At 33.4% G+C, this 19,687-nt stretch carries 22 protein-coding genes and 1 pseudogene; 19 read left to right on the forward strand and 4 right to left on the reverse strand.

From position 1 onward, the window contains the following. From ABZA65_RS09305 to ABZA65_RS09370, 14 genes and pseudogenes are all read left to right on the forward strand, one after another. Nucleotides 1-145, forward strand: a pseudogene (locus ABZA65_RS09305) (ammonium transporter); the annotation flags it as partial. A 40-nt stretch (nucleotides 146-185) separates the two neighbouring features. Further along, on the forward strand, nucleotides 186-524 hold the full coding sequence (locus ABZA65_RS09310) for a P-II family nitrogen regulator (RefSeq protein WP_373072952.1): 339 nt from the start codon (nucleotides 186-188) through the stop codon (nucleotides 522-524). A 219-nt stretch (nucleotides 525-743) separates the two neighbouring features. Continuing rightward, nucleotides 744-2,171, forward strand: coding sequence for a type I glutamate--ammonia ligase (gene glnA / locus ABZA65_RS09315; RefSeq protein WP_373072954.1), 1,428 nt, complete (start codon nucleotides 744-746; stop codon nucleotides 2,169-2,171). Between the two features lie 116 nt (nucleotides 2,172-2,287). After that, nucleotides 2,288-3,559 (forward strand): nitrogenase iron-molybdenum cofactor biosynthesis protein NifN, encoded by a 1,272-nt coding sequence (nifN, locus tag ABZA65_RS09320; RefSeq protein ID WP_373072956.1) that lies wholly within the window; start codon nucleotides 2,288-2,290, stop codon nucleotides 3,557-3,559. Further along, nucleotides 3,559-3,951 (forward strand): bacteriohemerythrin, encoded by a 393-nt coding sequence (locus tag ABZA65_RS09325; protein ID WP_373072958.1) that lies wholly within the window; start codon nucleotides 3,559-3,561, stop codon nucleotides 3,949-3,951. Before nifN ends, ABZA65_RS09325 begins: the two co-directional genes overlap by 1 nt. A 57-nt stretch (nucleotides 3,952-4,008) precedes the next feature. Further along, on the forward strand, nucleotides 4,009-4,407 hold the full coding sequence (gene nifX, locus ABZA65_RS09330) for a nitrogen fixation protein NifX (protein WP_373072960.1): 399 nt from the start codon (nucleotides 4,009-4,011) through the stop codon (nucleotides 4,405-4,407). Then, a complete protein-coding gene (locus tag ABZA65_RS09335; protein ID WP_373072962.1) occupies nucleotides 4,407-4,829 on the forward strand; it encodes a NifX-associated nitrogen fixation protein in 423 nt (140 codons plus the stop codon). Before nifX ends, ABZA65_RS09335 begins: the two co-directional genes overlap by 1 nt. Nucleotides 4,830-4,856: 27 nt before the next feature. Then, complete coding sequence (locus ABZA65_RS09340; protein ID WP_373072964.1) at nucleotides 4,857-5,375, forward strand: flavodoxin; 519 nt, start codon at nucleotides 4,857-4,859, stop codon at nucleotides 5,373-5,375. A gap of 9 nt (nucleotides 5,376-5,384) precedes the next feature. Next, nucleotides 5,385-5,786: a P-II family nitrogen regulator gene (locus tag ABZA65_RS09345; protein WP_373072966.1), complete on the forward strand. Its 402-nt coding sequence runs from the start codon at nucleotides 5,385-5,387 to the stop codon at nucleotides 5,784-5,786. A 12-nt stretch (nucleotides 5,787-5,798) separates the two neighbouring features. After that, complete coding sequence (locus ABZA65_RS09350) at nucleotides 5,799-6,140, forward strand: nitrogenase-stabilizing/protective protein NifW (protein ID WP_373072968.1); 342 nt, start codon at nucleotides 5,799-5,801, stop codon at nucleotides 6,138-6,140. Continuing rightward, on the forward strand, nucleotides 6,130-6,534 hold the full coding sequence (locus ABZA65_RS09355; protein ID WP_373072970.1) for a nitrogen fixation protein NifZ: 405 nt from the start codon (nucleotides 6,130-6,132) through the stop codon (nucleotides 6,532-6,534). Before ABZA65_RS09350 ends, ABZA65_RS09355 begins: the two co-directional genes overlap by 11 nt. Before the next feature lie 23 nt (nucleotides 6,535-6,557). Beyond that, nucleotides 6,558-6,899, forward strand: a complete 342-nt coding sequence (locus ABZA65_RS09360; RefSeq protein ID WP_373072971.1) for a 2Fe-2S iron-sulfur cluster-binding protein — start codon at nucleotides 6,558-6,560, stop codon at nucleotides 6,897-6,899. Nucleotides 6,900-6,928: 29 nt separating this feature from the next. After that, nucleotides 6,929-7,225 (forward strand): 2Fe-2S iron-sulfur cluster-binding protein, encoded by a 297-nt coding sequence (locus ABZA65_RS09365; protein ID WP_373072973.1) that lies wholly within the window; start codon nucleotides 6,929-6,931, stop codon nucleotides 7,223-7,225. Between the two features lie 68 nt (nucleotides 7,226-7,293). Next, nucleotides 7,294-8,511: an RNA polymerase factor sigma-54 gene (locus ABZA65_RS09370; protein ID WP_373072975.1), complete on the forward strand. Its 1,218-nt coding sequence runs from the start codon at nucleotides 7,294-7,296 to the stop codon at nucleotides 8,509-8,511. 2 nt (nucleotides 8,512-8,513) lie between these two features. On the opposite strand, the gene ABZA65_RS09375 is transcribed toward ABZA65_RS09370, so the two are convergent. Next, nucleotides 8,514-8,852, reverse strand: coding sequence for a MerR family transcriptional regulator (locus tag ABZA65_RS09375; protein ID WP_373072976.1), 339 nt, complete (start codon nucleotides 8,850-8,852; stop codon nucleotides 8,514-8,516). A gap of 189 nt (nucleotides 8,853-9,041) precedes the next feature. Here ABZA65_RS09375 and ABZA65_RS09380 point away from each other — a divergent pair, with 189 nt between their 5' ends. From ABZA65_RS09380 to proB, 3 genes are read left to right on the forward strand one after another with little or no spacing between them, the layout of a single operon-like run. After that, nucleotides 9,042-12,626 (forward strand): bifunctional proline dehydrogenase/L-glutamate gamma-semialdehyde dehydrogenase, encoded by a 3,585-nt coding sequence (locus tag ABZA65_RS09380; protein ID WP_373072978.1) that lies wholly within the window; start codon nucleotides 9,042-9,044, stop codon nucleotides 12,624-12,626. Nucleotides 12,627-12,629: 3 nt separating this feature from the next. Next, nucleotides 12,630-14,099 (forward strand): sodium/proline symporter PutP, encoded by a 1,470-nt coding sequence (gene putP / locus ABZA65_RS09385; RefSeq protein WP_373072980.1) that lies wholly within the window; start codon nucleotides 12,630-12,632, stop codon nucleotides 14,097-14,099. A gap of 9 nt (nucleotides 14,100-14,108) precedes the next feature. Beyond that, the gene (gene proB / locus ABZA65_RS09390) at nucleotides 14,109-14,873 is read left to right on the forward strand and encodes a glutamate 5-kinase (protein ID WP_373072982.1); all 765 of its coding nucleotides are present in this window, start codon (nucleotides 14,109-14,111) and stop codon (nucleotides 14,871-14,873) included. Nucleotides 14,874-14,897: 24 nt separating this feature from the next. Here proB and ABZA65_RS09395 read toward each other — a convergent pair whose 3' ends face one another. Then, the gene (locus ABZA65_RS09395) at nucleotides 14,898-15,260 is read right to left on the reverse strand and encodes a cytochrome c (protein ID WP_373072984.1); all 363 of its coding nucleotides are present in this window, start codon (nucleotides 15,258-15,260) and stop codon (nucleotides 14,898-14,900) included. Between the two features lie 78 nt (nucleotides 15,261-15,338). After that, entirely contained in the window at nucleotides 15,339-16,214 is an 876-nt protein-coding gene (locus tag ABZA65_RS09400; RefSeq protein ID WP_373072986.1) for a GyrI-like domain-containing protein, read from the reverse strand. Between the two features lie 150 nt (nucleotides 16,215-16,364). Between ABZA65_RS09400 and ABZA65_RS09405 the strand changes: the two genes are divergently transcribed. Next, a complete protein-coding gene (locus ABZA65_RS09405; RefSeq protein WP_373072988.1) occupies nucleotides 16,365-17,834 on the forward strand; it encodes an acetyl/propionyl/methylcrotonyl-CoA carboxylase subunit alpha in 1,470 nt (489 codons plus the stop codon). Between the two features lie 6 nt (nucleotides 17,835-17,840). Here the strand turns inward: ABZA65_RS09405 and nifE are convergent, their stop codons facing one another. Further along, complete coding sequence (gene nifE, locus ABZA65_RS09410; protein ID WP_373072990.1) at nucleotides 17,841-19,181, reverse strand: nitrogenase iron-molybdenum cofactor biosynthesis protein NifE; 1,341 nt, start codon at nucleotides 19,179-19,181, stop codon at nucleotides 17,841-17,843. Between the two features lie 125 nt (nucleotides 19,182-19,306). Here nifE and ABZA65_RS09415 point away from each other — a divergent pair, with 125 nt between their 5' ends. After that, nucleotides 19,307-19,687 carry a NifB/NifX family molybdenum-iron cluster-binding protein gene (locus tag ABZA65_RS09415; protein WP_373072992.1) on the forward strand — a complete coding sequence of 127 codons (381 nt, stop codon included), beginning with the start codon at nucleotides 19,307-19,309 and terminating at the stop codon, nucleotides 19,685-19,687.

Below are 19,687 nucleotides of genomic sequence, written 5' to 3' on the forward strand. Positions count from 1 at the left end.
AGTAGTAGGTATCTTTACATTAGTTGGTACTATAATCGTTTACTATATAGCTTCAGCAATCACAGGTGGTGGTAGAGTAGATGAAGAGACTGAGCAAGTTGGTCTTGACGAAGCTGTTCATGGTGAAAAAAGTCTTAACCTATAAGGTTTTGACTTCAATAATATAATAAATTTGGAGCAATATAATGAAAAGAGTAGAAGCGGTTGTAAAACCATTTAAATTAGAAGATGTAAAAGATGCACTTGCAGAGATCGGTATTACTGGTATCACTGTAAGTGATGTAAAAGGATACGGTCGTCAAAAAGGTCATTCTGAGCTTTACCGTGGTGCAGAATATGTAGTTGACTTTTTACCGAAAAATAAAATAGAAGTAATCGTTGATGATAAAGATGTAGATCAAGTTACATCTACTATCGTAGAAGCAGCTCGTACTGGTAAAATCGGTGATGGTAAAATATTCGTTAGTGATATAGATAAAATTATCCGTATCCGTACAGGTGAAACTGGTAGCGAAGCTATCTAGTTTTATTATTTCCTGCTCTAGCCAGCTAGGGCAGGTTTATTGTTCTAATTAAGAACATTTGCCCATTTTTCTCCCATTCTACATTCAAAATGGGCAAAAACCTACTTTAAACTATCACAAAATAAATAAAAATTCACGCATGATTAAAAAATAAACAACAAACTGTTCAAAAATAAATAAAAATTTGATATACTGTCGCAGACTAATAAGGAGAACTTAATGGGTAAATTTGTTAACAATATAGATGAGTTTTTCTCTTTTTGTAAAGAGAATGAGGTTGAATTCGTAGATTTAAGATTTACGGATATTAAAGGTGCTTGGCACCACTTAACTTACAGAATGAGTGCTGTAAATCCTGAGAATTTAGAAAACGGTTTTCCGTTTGATGGTTCATCAATCGAAGCTTGGCAGCCGATCAATAAATCAGATATGCTTTTAAAGCCTGATGTAGGAACTGCTTTCTTAGATCCTTTTACAGCTGATCAAACTATTATCGTATTTTGTGATGTTTATGATATCTACAAAGGTCAAGCTTATGAGAAATGTCCACGTTCAATCGCTAAAAAAGCACTTAAACATGCTGATGAATTAGGTATTGCTGATGCAGCTTACTTCGGACCTGAGAATGAATTTTTCATTTTTGATGATGTAAAATTTGTAGACAATATCAATGAAGCTGGTTATAAAGTAGATTCATCTGAAGGTGACTGGAATTCAAATGCTGATTTTGAAGATTTAAATACAGCACACCGCCCAGGAACTAAAGGTGGTTACTTCCCTGTTCAACCAACTGATTCTATGGTTGATATGCGTGCAGAGATGATGCAAGTATTAGAGCAAGTAGGACTAGAAGTTGTTCTTGGTCACCACGAAGTTGCTCAAGCTCAAGGTGAGATTGGTATCGTATTCAGTGACATCATCGGTGCAGCTGATAATGTTCAAAAATATAAATATGTTGTAAAAATGATTGCACACCTAAACGGTAAAACTGCTACATTTATGCCAAAACCACTTTACGGTGACAACGGTAACGGTATGCACACACACCAATCATTATGGAAAGACGGTAAAAACCTTTTCTATAAAGAGGGTGAGTATGGTAACCTTTCTGAGACTGCTTTACACTACATCGGTGGTATCTTTAAACACGCTCGTGCAGTTGCTGCGTTTACAAATGCGTCAACTAACTCTTACAAGCGTTTAATTCCAGGTTTCGAAGCTCCAAGTATTTTAACTTACTCTTCTCAAAACCGTTCTGCATCTTGCCGTATCCCTTACGGTGCTGGTGAGAAAGCTACTCGTATTGAGATGAGATTCCCAGATTCTACTGCATGTCCATACTTAGCATTCGCTGCTATGATGATGGCTGGATTAGACGGTATCAAAAATAAAGAGATTCCTGTTGGCCCAATGGATGAAGATCTATTCGAATTAACTTTAGATGAGATTCGTGAGAGAAAAATACCACAAATGCCTCATACACTAAGAGGATCACTTGAAGCACTTATCCGTGATAATGACTTCTTAAAACCTGTATTTACTCAAGATTTCATTGATACTTACCAAGGTTATAAATTTGAGCGTGATGTATGGCCAGATGAAGGTCGTCCGACTGCTTACGAGTTTAAAACAACTTATCAGTGCTAGTTCACTGACTCTTTCAATTCCCCATTTTGGGGAATTTATATACTTCTAAAACTAATTTTTCTATAAACTTCAATGGAATACTATATGTAAGTGTTTATGTAGAAAAGGAATTAATTATGAACAAACCTTTACAGATAAATCCAATAAAATTATCCCAGCCAATGGGAGCATTGCTTTGCTTTTTAGGTATAAAAAACTGTATGCCTTTGATGCACGGAGCTCAAGGATGTGCATCTTTTTCAAAAGTATTTTTTACTAGACATTTCTCAGATCCAATAGCAATTCAAACAACAGCAGTAAATGATATTACCGCAGTAATTGACGGTGGTGATTACTCTATAAGTGAAGCTATAAAAAATATCACTAAAAAAGTTCAACCTGATCTAGTCGGGCTATTTACAACAGGTATAACTGAGACAAAAGGTGATGATATTAAGGGTGCTACTTTTCTACTTAAAGATCAGCAACTAATGACTTATGTACATACACCTGATTTTGAAGGTGGTCTAGAAAGTGGTTTTGCTAAAAGTATTGAAGCAATAATAGAGCAGCTTGTAGAACCAAAAGATAATATAAATACAAATAAAGCCCTTTTAATTCCAAACGTAAACTTAACACCTATAGAAGTAGAAAAAATAAAAGAGCAGATATCAATGTTTGGCTTTGAAACATTTGCATTACCTGATTTGAGTGAATCTCTTGATGGTCATTTAGGATTAAAACAGGGTGCACTTAGTAGTGGTGGTATAAGTGTTGATGAGATTAAAGCTTTAGGCGATAGTGCTTTAGTTATCTCAATAGGAGATTCTGTTAAGAAAGCCGGTGAGAAATTCTTAGAAAAAAATGAAAAAACAACACATATGCATTTTGATACTGTAAGTGGACTCTTAAAAGCAGATGATTTTTATAGACAGATAATGGAGTTTAAAAAACTATCAAAACCAAGCCCGAGTGTAGTTAGATGGAGAAAAAGACTTCAAGATGCACTGCTTGATACACATTTTGCCATAGGCGGTACAAAAGTAGTTATCGCTTTAGAAGCGGATGAAGCTTTAAGTGTTGCAACTACCATTATCGAAGCTGGTGCAGATGTTAAGACAATTGTAATACCTACAAAAACAGATATTTTAGACGAGCTAGACTGTGAAATAATTATTGGTGATTTTGAAGATGTAGAAAATGCACTTGATGATGCTGATCTTTTAATTAGCAATTTTCACGGTGAAAGAATTGCTCATAAACATAAAAAAGCACTTATCTTAAGAGGTTTTCCAAACTATGAGATTGTAGGAAACCAAATGATTAACGACACTTTATATGAAGGTTCATGTTATCTTCTTTTTGAGATTGCAAATACAATGAACAATCATAACCATGGAGCACACTAATGAATTTCGATATTTCAAAGCATACATTAAATCATGAAGAGATGGATTCACATCACAAAGATTTTATAGACATATATAACTCACTTGAAGATGAATCTCAAGAGAGTTACAAAAATGTAATGATTAAAATATTAGAACAAACTAAAGTACATTTTTGTCATGAAGAAGAGTTGATGAAAGAGAATAACTATCCTAGACTTAAAGAACATTCTGATGAGCATAAAAAAGTGCTTTATGAGATGGAGTATTTTATAAACGGTTCAAATACGATGATTGGCAAAAAAATTTTAAAATCATATTTTAAAGAGGGTCTGCCAAATTGGTTCAATTCACATCTTTTAAGTATGGACAGCGACCTTTCAAGTTTTTTAAAACAAAGAAAATGTGCATAAGTTTCTAGGGAACACTATATGCAACTAGTAATATAAATAATATAAATGGAGAACACAATGAGCTCAACTATACAAGTAACTTCAAATACTGCTTCTGGTGGTACGATAAGAGTAGCTTTTGCTACAAATGATAATGAGAACGTAGATGCGCACTTCGGTAGTGCAAAACAGTTTAACATTTACGATATTAGCAAAGAGGGTTTTGAAATATCGACAATTATAAAAATTGAAGATAAAGATACTGATAAAACAGTAGCCCTTTTAGCTGGTAACGACATTGTGTATTTTGTAAATATAGGTCCAACGGCTGCGGCTAAAATTATTAATAAGGGAATATTTCCTATAAAATATAAAGAAGTTATTTCTATAGATGAAGAGTTAAAAAAACTTGTAGAGATGTTAAATGGAAATCCTCCTCCGTTTATTAAAAAAATTATAGATAAAAAGGCTGCATAATGGAAAATTTATTTATAGATACTTTAATATCTCAAGTTAGAGCACTTGATCAGTTTGGTACATGGGCTAATAGAGAAGATGAAGATATATTAAAAGAGAAGTATATAAAATCTAAAGAAGATTTAAAAAATATTCCTGTTATTGCAGATATCGATGAGATGCAAATTCAAGATATAAGACTTATATATCAAGCAATAGCTTTAGCTTTTGAGAAACAAACTGGAATTATGTGTTCAGTTGTTATGGAGATGAGTCACGAAGGTTTTGGTCGTGCTGTAGTAATAGCTGACAAAATAGTGATTGTAAATAAATTTTTTAAAGATGCACATAGATTTTCATTCCGTACGTATGAAGATTTAGTAAAAGAAGGTGATAAACTTCTTAAAAATGCACTTGAAATTTACGAAGAATATAAAAAATAAACTAAAAACACAAAGGAGAGATAGTAAATGAGTAAAATAGGTATTTTTGTAGGAACTGCCGGTGGGACTAGTATGAAAGTTGCAGACGCTTTAGTAGAAGCGTTTGGTATTGATGAGGATGATGTAATAAATATGGAAGAGGACTTCGACGATGTTGAAGATCAGCTTTTAGAATATGATGTTCTATTTTTAGGTAGTTCTACATGGGGACAAGGTGATTTACACTTTTCTTGGGTTGATCCTATATTAGAGATAGAAGACGATGAAATAGATTTCTCTGGAAAAACAGTTGCATTCTTTGGAGCAGGTGACTGTAAAAAACACGGTGAACACTTTTGTAGTGCGCTAGGAAAACTACATAAAACTTTCACTGAAGCTGGAGCAAAAGCAATAGGTTTTATACCAAAAGATGACTATACATATGAATTTTCTTTAGCTGAAATGGATGACAAGTTATGTGGTCTAGCAATAGATGAACATAATGAATCTGATAAAACAGCTGAAAGAATAGAGAAGTGGATAGGTGTCTTAAAGTCAGAATTATAGGAGGCTAAAATGTATATGGTAATGGCAGTTGTAAATACTTACAACCTAAAAAGCATATTAGAAGATTTGTTTGCCAACAATATTGAAGGAATTACTGTAAGTGATGTTATCGGCAAGGGTTCTTTTGGACTAATTGAAGCTGATAACCAGCCTACAGATTTAGCAGCTAAAGTAAAGCTCGAAATTGTTGTTTCTGATGTAGAACATAGAGATATAGTAATGGAATGTATTAGAAGCAATGCCCATGATTTAGGCCGTGGAGCTGGAAAAATGTGGTGGTTAGAAGTTGGCGGTGTTGAAAGAATCCGTACAGGTGAAAAAGATGCTGAAGCATTAACTACTCAGATAAACAAAAAAATAAGCAATGTACCAATGGCAATTACCACGCAAATTGATACACCTTGTAGTTAAAAGGAATAATTTATGAATACTGAAACAAAGTCATTGGATGAGTTTTATGAACTAACTGATGCGGAAGATTATTTTGAATTTTTTGACTTAGAATATGATTCAAGTCTGGTAAACGTTAAAAGATTTCATATTATGAAAGAATATGGGACACTTATAAGAACTGGTATGCAAAATCTTGTGGGTCAAAATGAAAGACTACTGGATTTTTTAAAGTATTCGCTTCTAAAAGTGTATGGAGAATTTGCTAATGGTTACGCACCTAGTGCAGCAGATGTTTGGAACATGTTTGAAGGCGGAAAATTAGGTGGTTGTATGAGTTGTACACCACAACCAGGAAATAGTTGTGGCTGCTAATAATGATGAAATGATGTTTGATCCGAACGTTAAGTTGCATGACAGCGTTACAGCAAGTCGTTCAGGCAGAGATGAAGAAGAACCGAAATTTAAAGTTGGACAAAAAGTAAAACTTTTAGCTGATGTTGTAAACGATGGAACATATCCTCATGCAAAAATTGGTACATTGATGATGCCAAAAGGTAGTATTGGGTATATTAAGGACATGGGAGAGTTCCTTCAAGTGATCAGAGTTTATGAAGTGCACTTTTTTGGAACTGAGATGGAGGTTGAGATTATCGGATGTCGTGAGCATGAGTTGGAATCAATGGAAGATGATTTTGTTGATGAGGATGAATTAGATCGTCAAGCAATGCAAGCTCACAGAGAGAAAATGAATAAGCTAGATAAATAGCAATCTAATAATAAGGAGAAAAGATGGCAAAAGTGATTTTTATGGGTTTTGATAAAGCCAAAGACGGTCTTTATCATGCAGCTATAGGTGAACCAATAGTTAGACTCGCAAAAGAAAATGGTATACCTATTAATTTTGAGTGTCAAGATGGTGAATGTGCTAGCTGTTTAATCAGTTATCAAAATATAGAGGACACAGAACCTACAAACTATATTGAAGATAAAGAATTAGATAAACTGGTTGAAATGGGCGTATTAAAACCTAAAGATGCAGAACATTGTCAACAGTTTACTATTAGCCCGAAAGTTAGATTAGCATGTCAAACATTGGTTAAAGGTGATGTAATCATCAAGCCGTTTGCATAAAAAACATTAAACAAAAACAAGGAGAGATAATGACAACAAGAGTAGAGATCGTAAACGATTTTTTAGCAATCAATGTAAAAGAAGGTAGTACAATTCAAGATATCGTAGAAGCAAGTGGTTCAGCACTTCCTTTCGGTTGCCGTGATGGTGAATGTGGTACATGTGTAGTAGAAGTTGAGTCTGGTATGGAATTTTTATCTGATAAAACTGATAAAGAAGTTAAAGTTCTTAAAGAAGTATGTTCTGGAACTTGTACTCCAAACTCACGTCTTTCATGCCAAATGAAAATCGTTAAACCAAACGGTCTAGTTAGATTAAAATATTAATCATAAAACTGTATAAAAAATATACATACTTTGTACTCAAACATGCTTAAGTTTGAGTACAATTAGATATGTCAAGTACGTTTAATTTAAGCACAACCCAAAAGCAGGGTTTACAACTATCATTAAGATTATGGTTGCCGTTATTACAGGCACCTCTACAAGATTTAGAAACAATTTTTAAAGAACATAGTTTTGACAATCCATTTTTAGAATACAAGTCATCTTTTGAATCAAATTACTCTAGTGGCGAATTTATAGAAGATATAAATATATCTAAAGAATCATTATACGATGTTGTATCTAATCAGATTGAAGCACCTATATTTCCTACTCCAATATCACAAAAAGTGGCTAATGAGATACTCTCTAATATAAATAGTGAAGGTTATTTTGACGGTGATATTGATAGTATTGCCGAGAGTTGTAATACTACAAAAGAGTTTGTCGAAAGTATTAGAAAAAGATTTGCTTATTTAGATCCTGCAGGTGTCGGAGCTCTAGACTTAACAGAGTCATTTTTATTTCAGTTATCTCAGATACCTGTTGATGAAGAACTTAACCTGTTTACTCAAAAGTTGATATCTAATTTAAAAAGTATAGATAAATTTCACAAACATCATAGATTTGAAGAAGCAACTGATCTTATTCATCGGTTTAAATCACCTCCTGCTGTTGATTATCAAGAGGAAAATGCATATATAATTCCGGATTTTTTTGTTGATGTTAGCAATGATATTACTGTTACAATGAATAGCAGTTATTATCCTGACATAACAATAAAAGATCCTTTTAAAAGCAAAAATGATGAGTTAAAAGATAAGCTTAAAGAGGCAAGGGATCTGGTAAACTTACTTGAACTTAGAAAGTCAACTTTATATAAACTAGTTCTTTTAATTGTAGAGAAGCAGATGGGCTTTTTTATAGGAAGTGAGTTAAAACCTATGACGATGGCTCAAGTCGCTGACGATATAGGTTTTGAAGAGTCAACTATAAGTAGAGCAGTATCAAATAAGTATATAAAATGTGATCGCGGAATATTCTCTTTAAAATCATTTTTTACAAATGCAGTATCAAAAAATCTTTCATCTTCTGAGATAAAGAACTACATACAAAATCTGATCGAGAATGAAAATCATGAAGAACCATTAACAGATCAAGATTTAGTTGACAATGTTATGAAAAGGTATAATATGAAGATGGTAAGACGTACCATTACAAAGTATAGAAAACTTCTTGATATCCCTTCTTCTAAAGAGCGAAAGAAAATATATAAAGTTAGGGATTAACTTTATATATCTGTTGCATCTTTTACATCTGTAGCAGATAGTTTTTCCATCTCTGTCTCCACAAGATCTAAAAAGTCGTTACGTGTTTTTTCATCCATATTGTCTTTTAGTATCTCTAAAATATATTTGATCCCATTAGCATTTATCTTTTTAACACTTGCCAAGTAATGTACATATGCTATAGATTTAACATCATCTATAGAGTATAGCTTTTTTATATCATCTTTGATTGGAAGCAGCCCCTTATCTTCATACATTTTTAGAGTTCTAGGTTTTGCACTTAGTATTTCTGCAATACTGCTAAGTGGTAATACATTTTTTTTATTATTCAATAAAGCCATATACAACCTTGTTTTTTCGAAATTATACAAAAAATAATAGATAAATATATTTAAAAGCATGGAATAGTTTATGTAAAATAATTACATAAATATTGTAAATATTATACATAAAATGAGTTGAGTTTGACATTTTAACTGTATTATACTACAGTAAAGCAGAGATATAACATTGTATAAGGATAATATTTAATGAGTATACCCGATAAAATTGTTCAAGATGTAAAAAGTGTTGCATATGAGTGGCAAAAAGAGATACAAGTTTCCCGTAAAAGTAAAGAACAAGATTTTCACGAGATGATGCTTAAGATGTTGAAAAATCCGGTTAACAAAATATTTCTTATTGAATTGCTAGATCAAAGTTTCCGCTCACACAATCCTGACAGAGTAGCTGATCAGTTAGAACATATATTTGATAAATATAAGGCTACGGATTTTTTCTCACAGTTTGAACAAATTTTGATATGGCTTTTTCGCGATATAGGTGTATATGTAAGCTCTATATCTATTCCAATGTTTGTAAAGTATCTTCGTGACGATATAAGCTCGATCGTAATCAAAGGTGAGGACCCACTACTTTCAAAACATATGAAAGCTAGAAAAGATGAAGGTACTCGTGTAAATATAAATGTAATAGGTGAGATAGTCTTAAGTGAGCAAGAAGCTGCTAAAAGGGTTTCAAAATATATTAAACTTCTTCAAAATCCGGACGTGGATTATCTTTCAATCAAAATTTCAAATCTATTTTCTCAAATTATTCCGCATGCACACAATAATAATGTAGAACATATATCTTTACAACTTGAAAAGGTATATAGTGCAGCTAAAGAAAATACTTACATTGATAAAGATAATGTAAAACATTACAAGTTTGTAAATTTAGACATGGAAGAGTATAGAGATGTTGAAACTACAATAGATGCATTCAAAAAAGTTCTATCAAAAGAGCAGTTTAAAGATCTAAAAGCGGGAATAGTTATTCAAACATATCTGCCTGATGCAATGATCTATATTAAAGACTTGTATAACTGGGCTAAAAGAAGAGTAGAGAGTGGCGGTGCACCTATAAAGATCCGTATTGTAAAAGGTGCAAATCAGGAGATGGAACTTACAGAAGCATCACTCAGAGGCTGGCCAAGTGTCACTTACTCTTCCAAGGCTGAATCTGATGCAAATTTTAAAATAGCTATGGACTTTTTACTTGATCCTAAAGTGGCACCTTATGTTCATACCGGTGTAGCTTCACACAACTTGTTTGATCATGCACTAGCTATGCTTTTGGCAAAGACAAGGGGTGTAGAGAAGTATGTAACTGCTGAGATGCTTGAAGGGATGAGTGAAGCAGCTTATGAGATCTTAAAAAAACAAGGTCTTGATGTAATTCTTTATGCTCCGACTGCTACAAAAGATACATTTACAAATGCAATAGCATATTTGGTTAGAAGATTTGATGAAAATACAGCTGAGCAAAACTTCTTAAGACACAGCTTTGGACTTGAAGTTGATACACCGGCTTGGGATACACTAGTAAAGACTTACGATGATGCAGTTGAGTTAATACCGACTCTAAGTCAAAAACCAAACCGAGATCAGGATAGAAATAAAGAGCTAAAGAAAGAAAATATTGATATAGAGCATTATCACTTTGCAAATGAAAGTGACACTGATTTTGTTTTAAAAGCAAATAGAGAGTGGGCAGAAAAGATTCGCGAAAAATGGCAGAATATAAGTGATATAGGAGGCTTTAATGCTTATCCTGTTGTCGGCGGAAAAATTATTCAAGACGATAAGCATATAGATGTAATAGATAAGAGCCAATATCATGAAAACAAAATAGTAGGTCACTATGTAGAAGCTTCAGAAAATGATATGAAAGTAGCTATAGCTGCGGCAAAAGAAGATGCAGACGGTTGGAGAAAACTAAGTGTAGAGGATAGACAGAAGATCTTAATGGATGTAGCTCATGAGATAAGAGCTAGCAGAGCTGATCTAATAGGTGTAGCTGCTGCTGAAGTTGGTAAGGTGTTTACAGAAACTGATGTAGAGGTAAGTGAAGCAATCGATTTTTTAAACTTCTATCCTTACAGCGTAGTAAAAACATCAGCACTTACTGGTGTACAGACATCACCTAAAGGCGTTGGACTCGTGATCAGTCCATGGAACTTTCCTGTTGCTATTCCTGCAGGCGGTGTTGCGGCAAGTTTAGCTGCTGGAAATACTGTAATTTTAAAACCTGCAGAAGATGCGATTTTATGTGCCTACAGATTATGTCAGTGTTTTTGGAATGCAGGGGTGAGCAAAAATACGCTTCAGTTTGTTCCGGCTCAGGGTTCAGATGTAGGTAAGCATATGATTCCTAGTAAAGATATAGACTTTGTGATATTTACAGGTGGCGAAAAAACTGCTTACAACATCATAAAAGCTCGACCGGATATACATATAAGTGCAGAAACAGGCGGTAAAGATGCAACTATAGTTACAGCTATGGCTGATCGCGATCAGGCACTTAAAAATGTAATTGTGTCAGCATTTCATAATTCTGGACAAAAATGTTCTGCAACATCTCTTTTAGTTTTAGAAAAAGAGGTGTATGAAGACGAAAACTTTAAAAATGCACTAAAAGAAGCAGTCGAGTCATTAGAAACAGGTTCAGTATGGGATTTTAAAAATCGTATAGGTACATTAAGCAATCTTCCAAGCGGGGAGCTTAAAAAATCTCTTTCATATCTAGATGAGGGTGAAGAGTGGCTTGTTAAACCGGATTTTGCAGACAGAGGAAATCCTTATATGTTAAAGCCATCTGTTAGATGGGGTACTAAGAAAAATGACTTTTGTCATATGAATGAACTTTTTGGTCCGGTACTTAGTGTAATGTGTGCAGAAGATCTGGATGATGCTATTGATATAGTTAATTCTACCGGCTATGGTTTAACATCAGGAATTGAAACTTTAGATAAAAGAGAACAAGATTACTGGAGAGAAAAAATAATAGCCGGAAACTTATATATAAACCGTGGAACGACTGGTGCGATCGTAATCCGTCAACCTTTTGGAGGAATGAGAAAATCTGCTATAGGAAGCGGTAAAAAGGCAGGTGGATTTAATTATGTAAGTCAGTTTATGAATATAGATTACAAAGAGACAAACCTTTATGAATCTTGTTCAAACCAGTTTATTGATCAGATGAGAATTATGCTCACAAGAGATACGGTATTTAATGAAGAGTGTGAAGCTGCTCTTAGACATATCTGTCATTTTGCACATTGGTTAGAGGCGGAATTTTTAAAAGAACATGACTATGCCCATATAAGAGGTGAGAGTAACATTATTCGATATCTTCCTGTAAAAAGTGTACTTCTCAGAATAGAAGAAAATGATCAACTTGATGAGATACTTACAACTATTATGGCCATTAAAATGGTTGGTGCATCTTTACATATATCTATCCCTGAAAAATCTAAAAAAGCAGAATTTATTTGGCTTGAGTCTAAACACAGATCTTTTATTGGTAAAGACGATAGTATAAATCGTGATAATGAAGAACAGTTGATCTCTAAGATACCTGGAGTTCAAAGAGTAAGGTTTTTACATCCTGATAACGTAACACAAAAAATTTATGACTCTATAGCAGATAAAGCTATCTATATTGCAAGTGATAACTTCGTATCTCACGGAAGACTTGAACTAATGCATTATTTTATAGAACAAAGTGTATCTAATTCATATCACAGATATGGTAATTTAGGTATTCAAGGTCTTACGGTTGAGGAGGTGTAAAGGATGCAGACTGAGATATTAATATCGTTTATAGGATATATGCTGGTAATGCTGGCAATAGGATTTTACTTTTATTTTAAAACAAGTGATTTGAGTGATTATGTTCTAGGTGGGCGTGGACTTAATCCAAGTGTAACAGCTCTTAGTGCAGGGGCATCAGACATGAGTGGATGGCTTCTTTTGGGGTTGCCGGGTATGATGTATAGTGATGGACTTGTTGGTAGCTGGATCGCTGTGGGACTTTTAATAGGTGCTTATATTAACTGGAAGTATGTTGCAAAAAGATTACGTGTATATACACATCACTTAAACGATTCCATAACAATTCCTGATTATTTTGCAAATCGTTTTGAAGATAAGGGTAATACTTTAAGAGTTGTAACTGCTGTAGTGATTTTGGTTTTTTATACTTTATATACATCTTCAGGACTTGTAGGAGGTGCTAAACTTTTTGAAGCTACATTTAATATAGCATACTCCGATGCACTTTTAATAGGTAGTTTTGTAATAGTGTCATATACATTTTTAGGTGGTTATAACGCTGTAAGCTGGACAGATTTTATTCAAGGAATACTCATGATGTTAGCTCTTGTAATAACTCCTATAGTAGTTATTACTGAACTTGGTGGTGTGTCAAGTGCTTTAAGTACAATAGAATCTATCGATCCTACACATCTGGATATGGTGGCTGGGGCATCTGTAATAAGTGTTATATCACTTTTAACATGGGGTCTTGGATATTTTGGTCAACCTCATATCTTAGTTAGATTTATGTCTATTAGAGATGAAGATGAGATGTGTGTAGCAAAAAATATTGGTATGGGTTGGATGGGTATTTCAATCATCGGATCACTTAGTGTAGGTTTTTTCGGACTTGCTTATGTAACTGCAAATGGTGTAGACTTGGCCGATAGTGAAAAGATATTTATAACACTTTCACAACTTGTATTCAACCCTTGGATAGCAGGTTTTTTACTTGCGGCAATACTTGCAGCAATTATGAGTACGGTTGATTCTCAATTACTAGTATCTTCTTCTGTCTTGACTCGTGATATATATCATTCGATTATACATAAAGATGCAAGTGATAAGGAACTGGTATGGGTAGGTCGTGCTACCGTAATAGGTATAGCAGTTATTGCGTGGTATTTATCAACTGATGCAAATTCAAGCGTACTTAGTCTTGTCGCTTATGCGTGGGCAGGTTTTGGTGCTGCATTTGGACCAATTATCATTTTGAGTCTTTATAACAGAAATATTAATAGAATAGGGGCTATATCAGGTATGGTTGTAGGAGCTTTAACAGTGATAATTTATAAGCAGTTAGAGGGTGGTATATTTGACATATTTGAACTGTTACCGGGATTTATATTTTCTTGGATAACAATATTGATAGTCAGTAAATATACTCAAGTAAATTCAAGCTCAATATTGAAAAATTTTGATGAAGTACAAAAAAGATTAAATAAGTAGGAGATATATTTGAAAAGGATAGTAGTTAAAGTAGGTAGTTCAGTGTTGACAGAGACAACAAGTATAGCTAAGCAGAGGATGTTAAACCTTGTAGGTCTGATAGCAGAAGCTAGAGAAAAATATGAAGTAATACTTGTTTCATCAGGTGCTGTTGCAGCAGGGTACACTGCAGTTCAACTTAACAGAAAAGTACCTACAAGTAAAAAAGTTTTAGCTTCTCTAGGGCAACCGATACTCATGAGTTCATATAAAAAACTATTTGATATCTATGATGTAACTATATCGCAAATACTTTTAACTGAAGAGGACTTTGATTCTCGTGTACATACACAGATAGTTCAAGATATTATTGAGCGAACTTTAAGAAACGACATTTTGCCAATTGTAAATGAAAATGATATTTCAACAACACCGGAACAGCTTTTTGGTGACAATGATCAACTATCGGCTCATGTAGCTCATCATACTGGCGCAGATTTATTAGTTATCTTAAGTGATATAGACGGTTATTATGATTCTAATCCTCAAGATAATCCAAATGCAATAATAAGAAAAACAGTAAAAAAAATTGAAGATAATGAGTTAGAACAAAAACATACTCCAAATTCGGAATTTGCATCAGGTGGAATAGTTACAAAACTCAAAGCTGCTAAATATATGCTTGATAACGGTTTAGAGATGTTTTTATGTAACGGTTATGATCTGAGTGCTGCCAGAGACTATCTACTAGAAGGTGTGCATAATAAAGGGACATTGTTTACAACTAAAAAATAAAATCAGAAATCTAAATAATGAAATTTATTTTTTAGATTTTTTGAATTGAGATATATATTCAGCAAGAATGTGGATCTCATGATCAGAAAAATCTGAGACTATCCCCTTCATTAAGTGACCAAACCTATGTTTATTTCTTTTCCCTTTTTGATAGTCTTTTAATGCTTCAACTATTTCTTCTTTTTTATAAAAGGCTATTATGTCAGATTTTCTAATTGCATGAAGTTCACCTCTCTCACCATGACATCTTTGACATTTTTGAAACAGTTGTTTTGCTTTTATATTGTCCTTTGGAGTATTTTTTCCGTATTTTGATTCTGAAGTAGAGTTACTGCTTTGACATCCAAAAAATGTAAAGGTTAATATTATAGAAAATAATACTTTCATACTAGACTCCTCTTGAAGCATCTACCTATAACTATAACTTGTATAGATAAATATAGAGTTAAGTATTAAAACTAGAAATTAAAACTTAATAGACAGATAGTAGCTTATATCAAATAAGCCATTATCTTCCAAATAACCGTTTTTATTGTAAATAATAAATGATGGTTTGGTAGTTGTTTCATATTCACTGTCAACTAACCAGTCATGATATACCCACTGAATAAACCTTAATATATCTTCACTACTTCCTTGAATGTCAAATTTTGCATATACACCATCAGATATTTTAAACTTTGGAAGTCTTTTTGTAAACAACTCTTCTTTTTCACCGGTAATAATACATGCTATATATTGACAATCATCCAAAGATGTAACCGTAGGATTATCATGTAAAAGAGCTGCCATTTTATATTTTTTTACTTTATTATTTAAAATAAATGTATACAGCTTTTGCCACGTCTCTTTTACATTTTTGATATAACCGTTGTTTCTGATGTAGTAGCTTTCAATATAGGGCATATTTACTATTGTTGCTGATATGTTTGAAAAATCAATATCTGTTTTTGTCGATATGTTTGAAGCTTTTAATATCGAATTTGAATAACTTTTATATGCACCGTTCCTCCACTCTTTGGGTGAGACGTTAAACTTACCTTTAAAAGCTTTTATAAATGATGAATGGGAACTGTAACCGCATAGGTTTGCAACTTCAGAAATGGATGAGAATTTATTTGTAAGAAGAAGGCTTGATGCTTTTTGAAGTCTGATAGATTTAATGCTCTCATATATATTTTTTCCAAATATTTTTTTAAAAACTTTGTGCATATGGAACTTACTTATTTCCAGATCTTTACTTAACTCATCTAAATCTATATCAATGTCTATATGCGTGTATATGTAGTACATAATAGCATTGGCTATTTTTTTGTTTTTTTGCAAAGTATTTTTATTCATAAACTTATTATAGCAACTTAAGATAATAAAAATAACAATTATGGACAATTTTATTGCATTTATTAAATAAAATAATTGACAAAAAATAAGAAGACTAGTTGACTTTGTATTGATTAGAATATTGCAATCATTTTTATACTAGGATGGATTATGGAAAGAATATCTAAAGTTTTGGTTGCAAATCGCGGTGAGATAGCTCTAAGAATAATAAGAGCATGTAAAGAGCTTGAGATAAAATCGGTAGTTGTTTTTTCTGAAGCAGATGTAAATGGTGTATGGGTTGCAAAAGCAGATGAATGTTATCCCATAGTCGGTAATAGTGTAAACGCTTATCTAAACTATAATAAAATAATAGATATAGCAAAAAAAGCAGGTTGTGATGCTATTCATCCTGGTTACGGATTTTTATCTGAAAGTGCAGAGTTTGCACAGGCTTGTTTAGAAAATGGTTTAATATTTATAGGACCAAAACCGGCACACATAGAACTCTTTGGTGATAAAATGGCTTCAAAGGTAGCTATGAAAAGAGTTGGAGTTCCTGTTCTTGAAGGTACTGATACGCCAATTATAGATAAAGAAGAGGGTAAAAAAATAGCTCAGGAAATAGGATATCCGATCATCATAAAAGCAGCATTTGGAGGCGGGGGACGCGGAATGAGAATAGTTCATTTTGCAGATCAGTTTTCAGATATGTTTGATTCGGCTACAAATGAATCATTAAAATATTTTGGTAAAGGTGATGTATTTATAGAAAAGTATGTTCAAAACCCTAGACATATAGAGATCCAGGTTGTAGCTGACAAATATGGAAACGTTGTACATTTAGGGGAAAGGGATTGTTCTATTCAAAGACGTCATCAAAAGGTAATTGAGATAACTCCATCTCCGCTTTTAAATAGTGAAGTTAGAGAAAAATTATGTGAAGTTTCTATAAATGCTATGAAAAAACTAGGTTATGAGAGTGTAGGAACAGTTGAGTTTTTACTTGATGAGAAAGATAATATATATTTTATAGAGATGAATACCAGAGTTCAAGTTGAACACCCTGTAACTGAGATAGTATCGGGTATAGATATTATTCAGCGTATGATAGAGATAGCCGCAGGTGACAAGTTAAAATATTCTCAAGAGCAGATAAGCTTTCGTGGATATGCAATTGAATTTAGAATAAACTCTGAAGATCCGCAAAATAACTTTTTCCCTACAACCGGTACTGTACAAAAATATCTAACTCCTGGTGGTCCAGGTGTTAGGCTAGATACTAGTTTGTATAGTGGTTATGAACTGCCGACTTGCTATGATTCTATGGTTGGAAAGCTTATTGTTTGGGCACTTGACTGGGAAGGTGCTGTTGCTAAAGCTAGACGTGCATTGGATGAATTTCATATAGAAGGATTTAAAACAAATATACCGCTTCATAGAGAGATTGTCAGAGACAATGATTTTAAAGAAGGTAAGTTTGATACAGGTTATTTAGATGCAAATATGGATAGTTTTAACTTGCAGGCACAATCATTGATTTCACAAGAGGAGGAAAAAGCAAAGCAGTTAGTTCAAACGATAAGAGAATTAAAAGAAAATAATCTCGTATCGCTCCAAAATAATTTCACACTTTACTAAAAGTTACTACTCCCAAGGTGCAGCTTCACCTACAACTTTAAATACAGGGTTGTTAACGGCTGCACATACATCTTTTGCTAAGTTTTCAAGTCCACCGTAAGCTCCGTAACTTACTTTTTTCTCTTGGTTTACATCAACAAAGGCTACTTTTTTCTTAATAGCTGTATATAAACTTCTACCACCTGCTAGTAGTATGTCTACTTTGTGTTCATCTATAAGTGGACCTTGCTCATTTGCGGGAACTTTCATAAGTATATCTACATATTGTTTTGCGATCTCAACATCTTCAAGTGTAGCTTTACGAACACTTGTAGCTACCACTTCAATTCCAATATCTTGCAGTGCAGATGCTATAGACCAAGATTTATTTCCACCCGTATTTAAGATAGCTTTTTTACCATCAAGTATTTTTCTGTATGGAATTAGTCTCTCTTCTAGTTTTGCTTCTTCCTCTGCAATAATTTTATCTGCTCTTTTTGAAAGCTCTTCATCACCAAATGCATTTACAATCGAGCGGATTGCATTTGTAGTATCACGCTTTCCGTAAAAAGATACAGAAATGTAAGGTATGTTGTACTTTTCCTGCATTTTGCGAGTTAGTGTCACTAAAGATTTTGCACAAACAATTACATTCAGTTTAGCAGTATGTGCAGTTTGTATATCTTCTATACGACCATCACCAGCTAGAGTTGAAACTACTTTAATCCCTATTTTCTCTAGTATAGGAGTGTACTGCCACATATCACCCGTTACGTTGTACTCGCCAATCAGATTTATACCAAACGGGTGTATCTCTTCAGGTTCACGAGTACCTATCAACTGACTTAGAACTGCTTCACCGCCAAGACGGCTTCCAAGGTTTTTACTACCTACAAAACCAGGTGAATGTACAACTACTATAGGTAAACCGTGTTTTTCTTGCATACGTTTACATACGTTATCCATATCATCACCGATCATTGCAGTTACACAGGTTTCATATACAAATACAGCTTTTGGATTTTTATGTTTTATTACATACTCTATAGAATCTTCAAGTTTTTGATCTCCACCGAATATAACATCGTTTGTAGTTACATCAGTATAGTAACCAGTCACAGTGTTGTTCTCACCCTTATAACTAGTAGGTGTAGCTCTTGTCTCCCAAGAAGCCCCCTGACAAGTAGCAGGTGCATGAACTAAATGCACAGCATCAGCGTATGGAAAAAGTGCAATTTGAGCACCTTCAAAAGCACATCCACCGCTAGTAGCACCAGGTTTTGGTTTATCACATGAACTTTTCTTTTTATCATTATGTGAACATGCCGATTCATTTAACAGTTCACGAATTAATTTTCTATTTACCATGATAACCACTCCATATCATATTTATATATATTATATCTATACATATATTATTCCATAAATTCTACATAATATTTTAGGGAACAGATAATGTATATTTACTAGTATATTTTTAGAAGGATAGATAGATGTTAGCAATACCATTAGATGAAAAAAACTCAACAATAATTTCTCAACTTTTCGGAAAAGCTCCATATTTTGGGCTTTATGACGGTGAAGATTTTAAAGTAATAGAAAACGCTGTAAAAGGTGACGGACCTGCAAGTGCAGATTTTCTAAAAGAACATGGTGTAACATCTACAATTTTCTACCATATGGGCGAGGGTGTATATAAATCTTTTGTAAAAAACAATATGGATGTATTTACAGCTGAACATACAGATTTGGAAGTTTCTCAGGCTCATGAGTTAAAAAAGAGCGGGCAACTTATAAAACTTGATGAGAGTAACTACAAAGAGTTACTTGATCCGGGTAATGGTAGTTCATGCCAATGTGGTTGTGAAGGTTAA

It is taken from the genome of Sulfurimonas sp. (assembly GCF_041583195.1).
Lineage (GTDB): Bacteria > Campylobacterota > Campylobacteria > Campylobacterales > Sulfurimonadaceae > Sulfurimonas.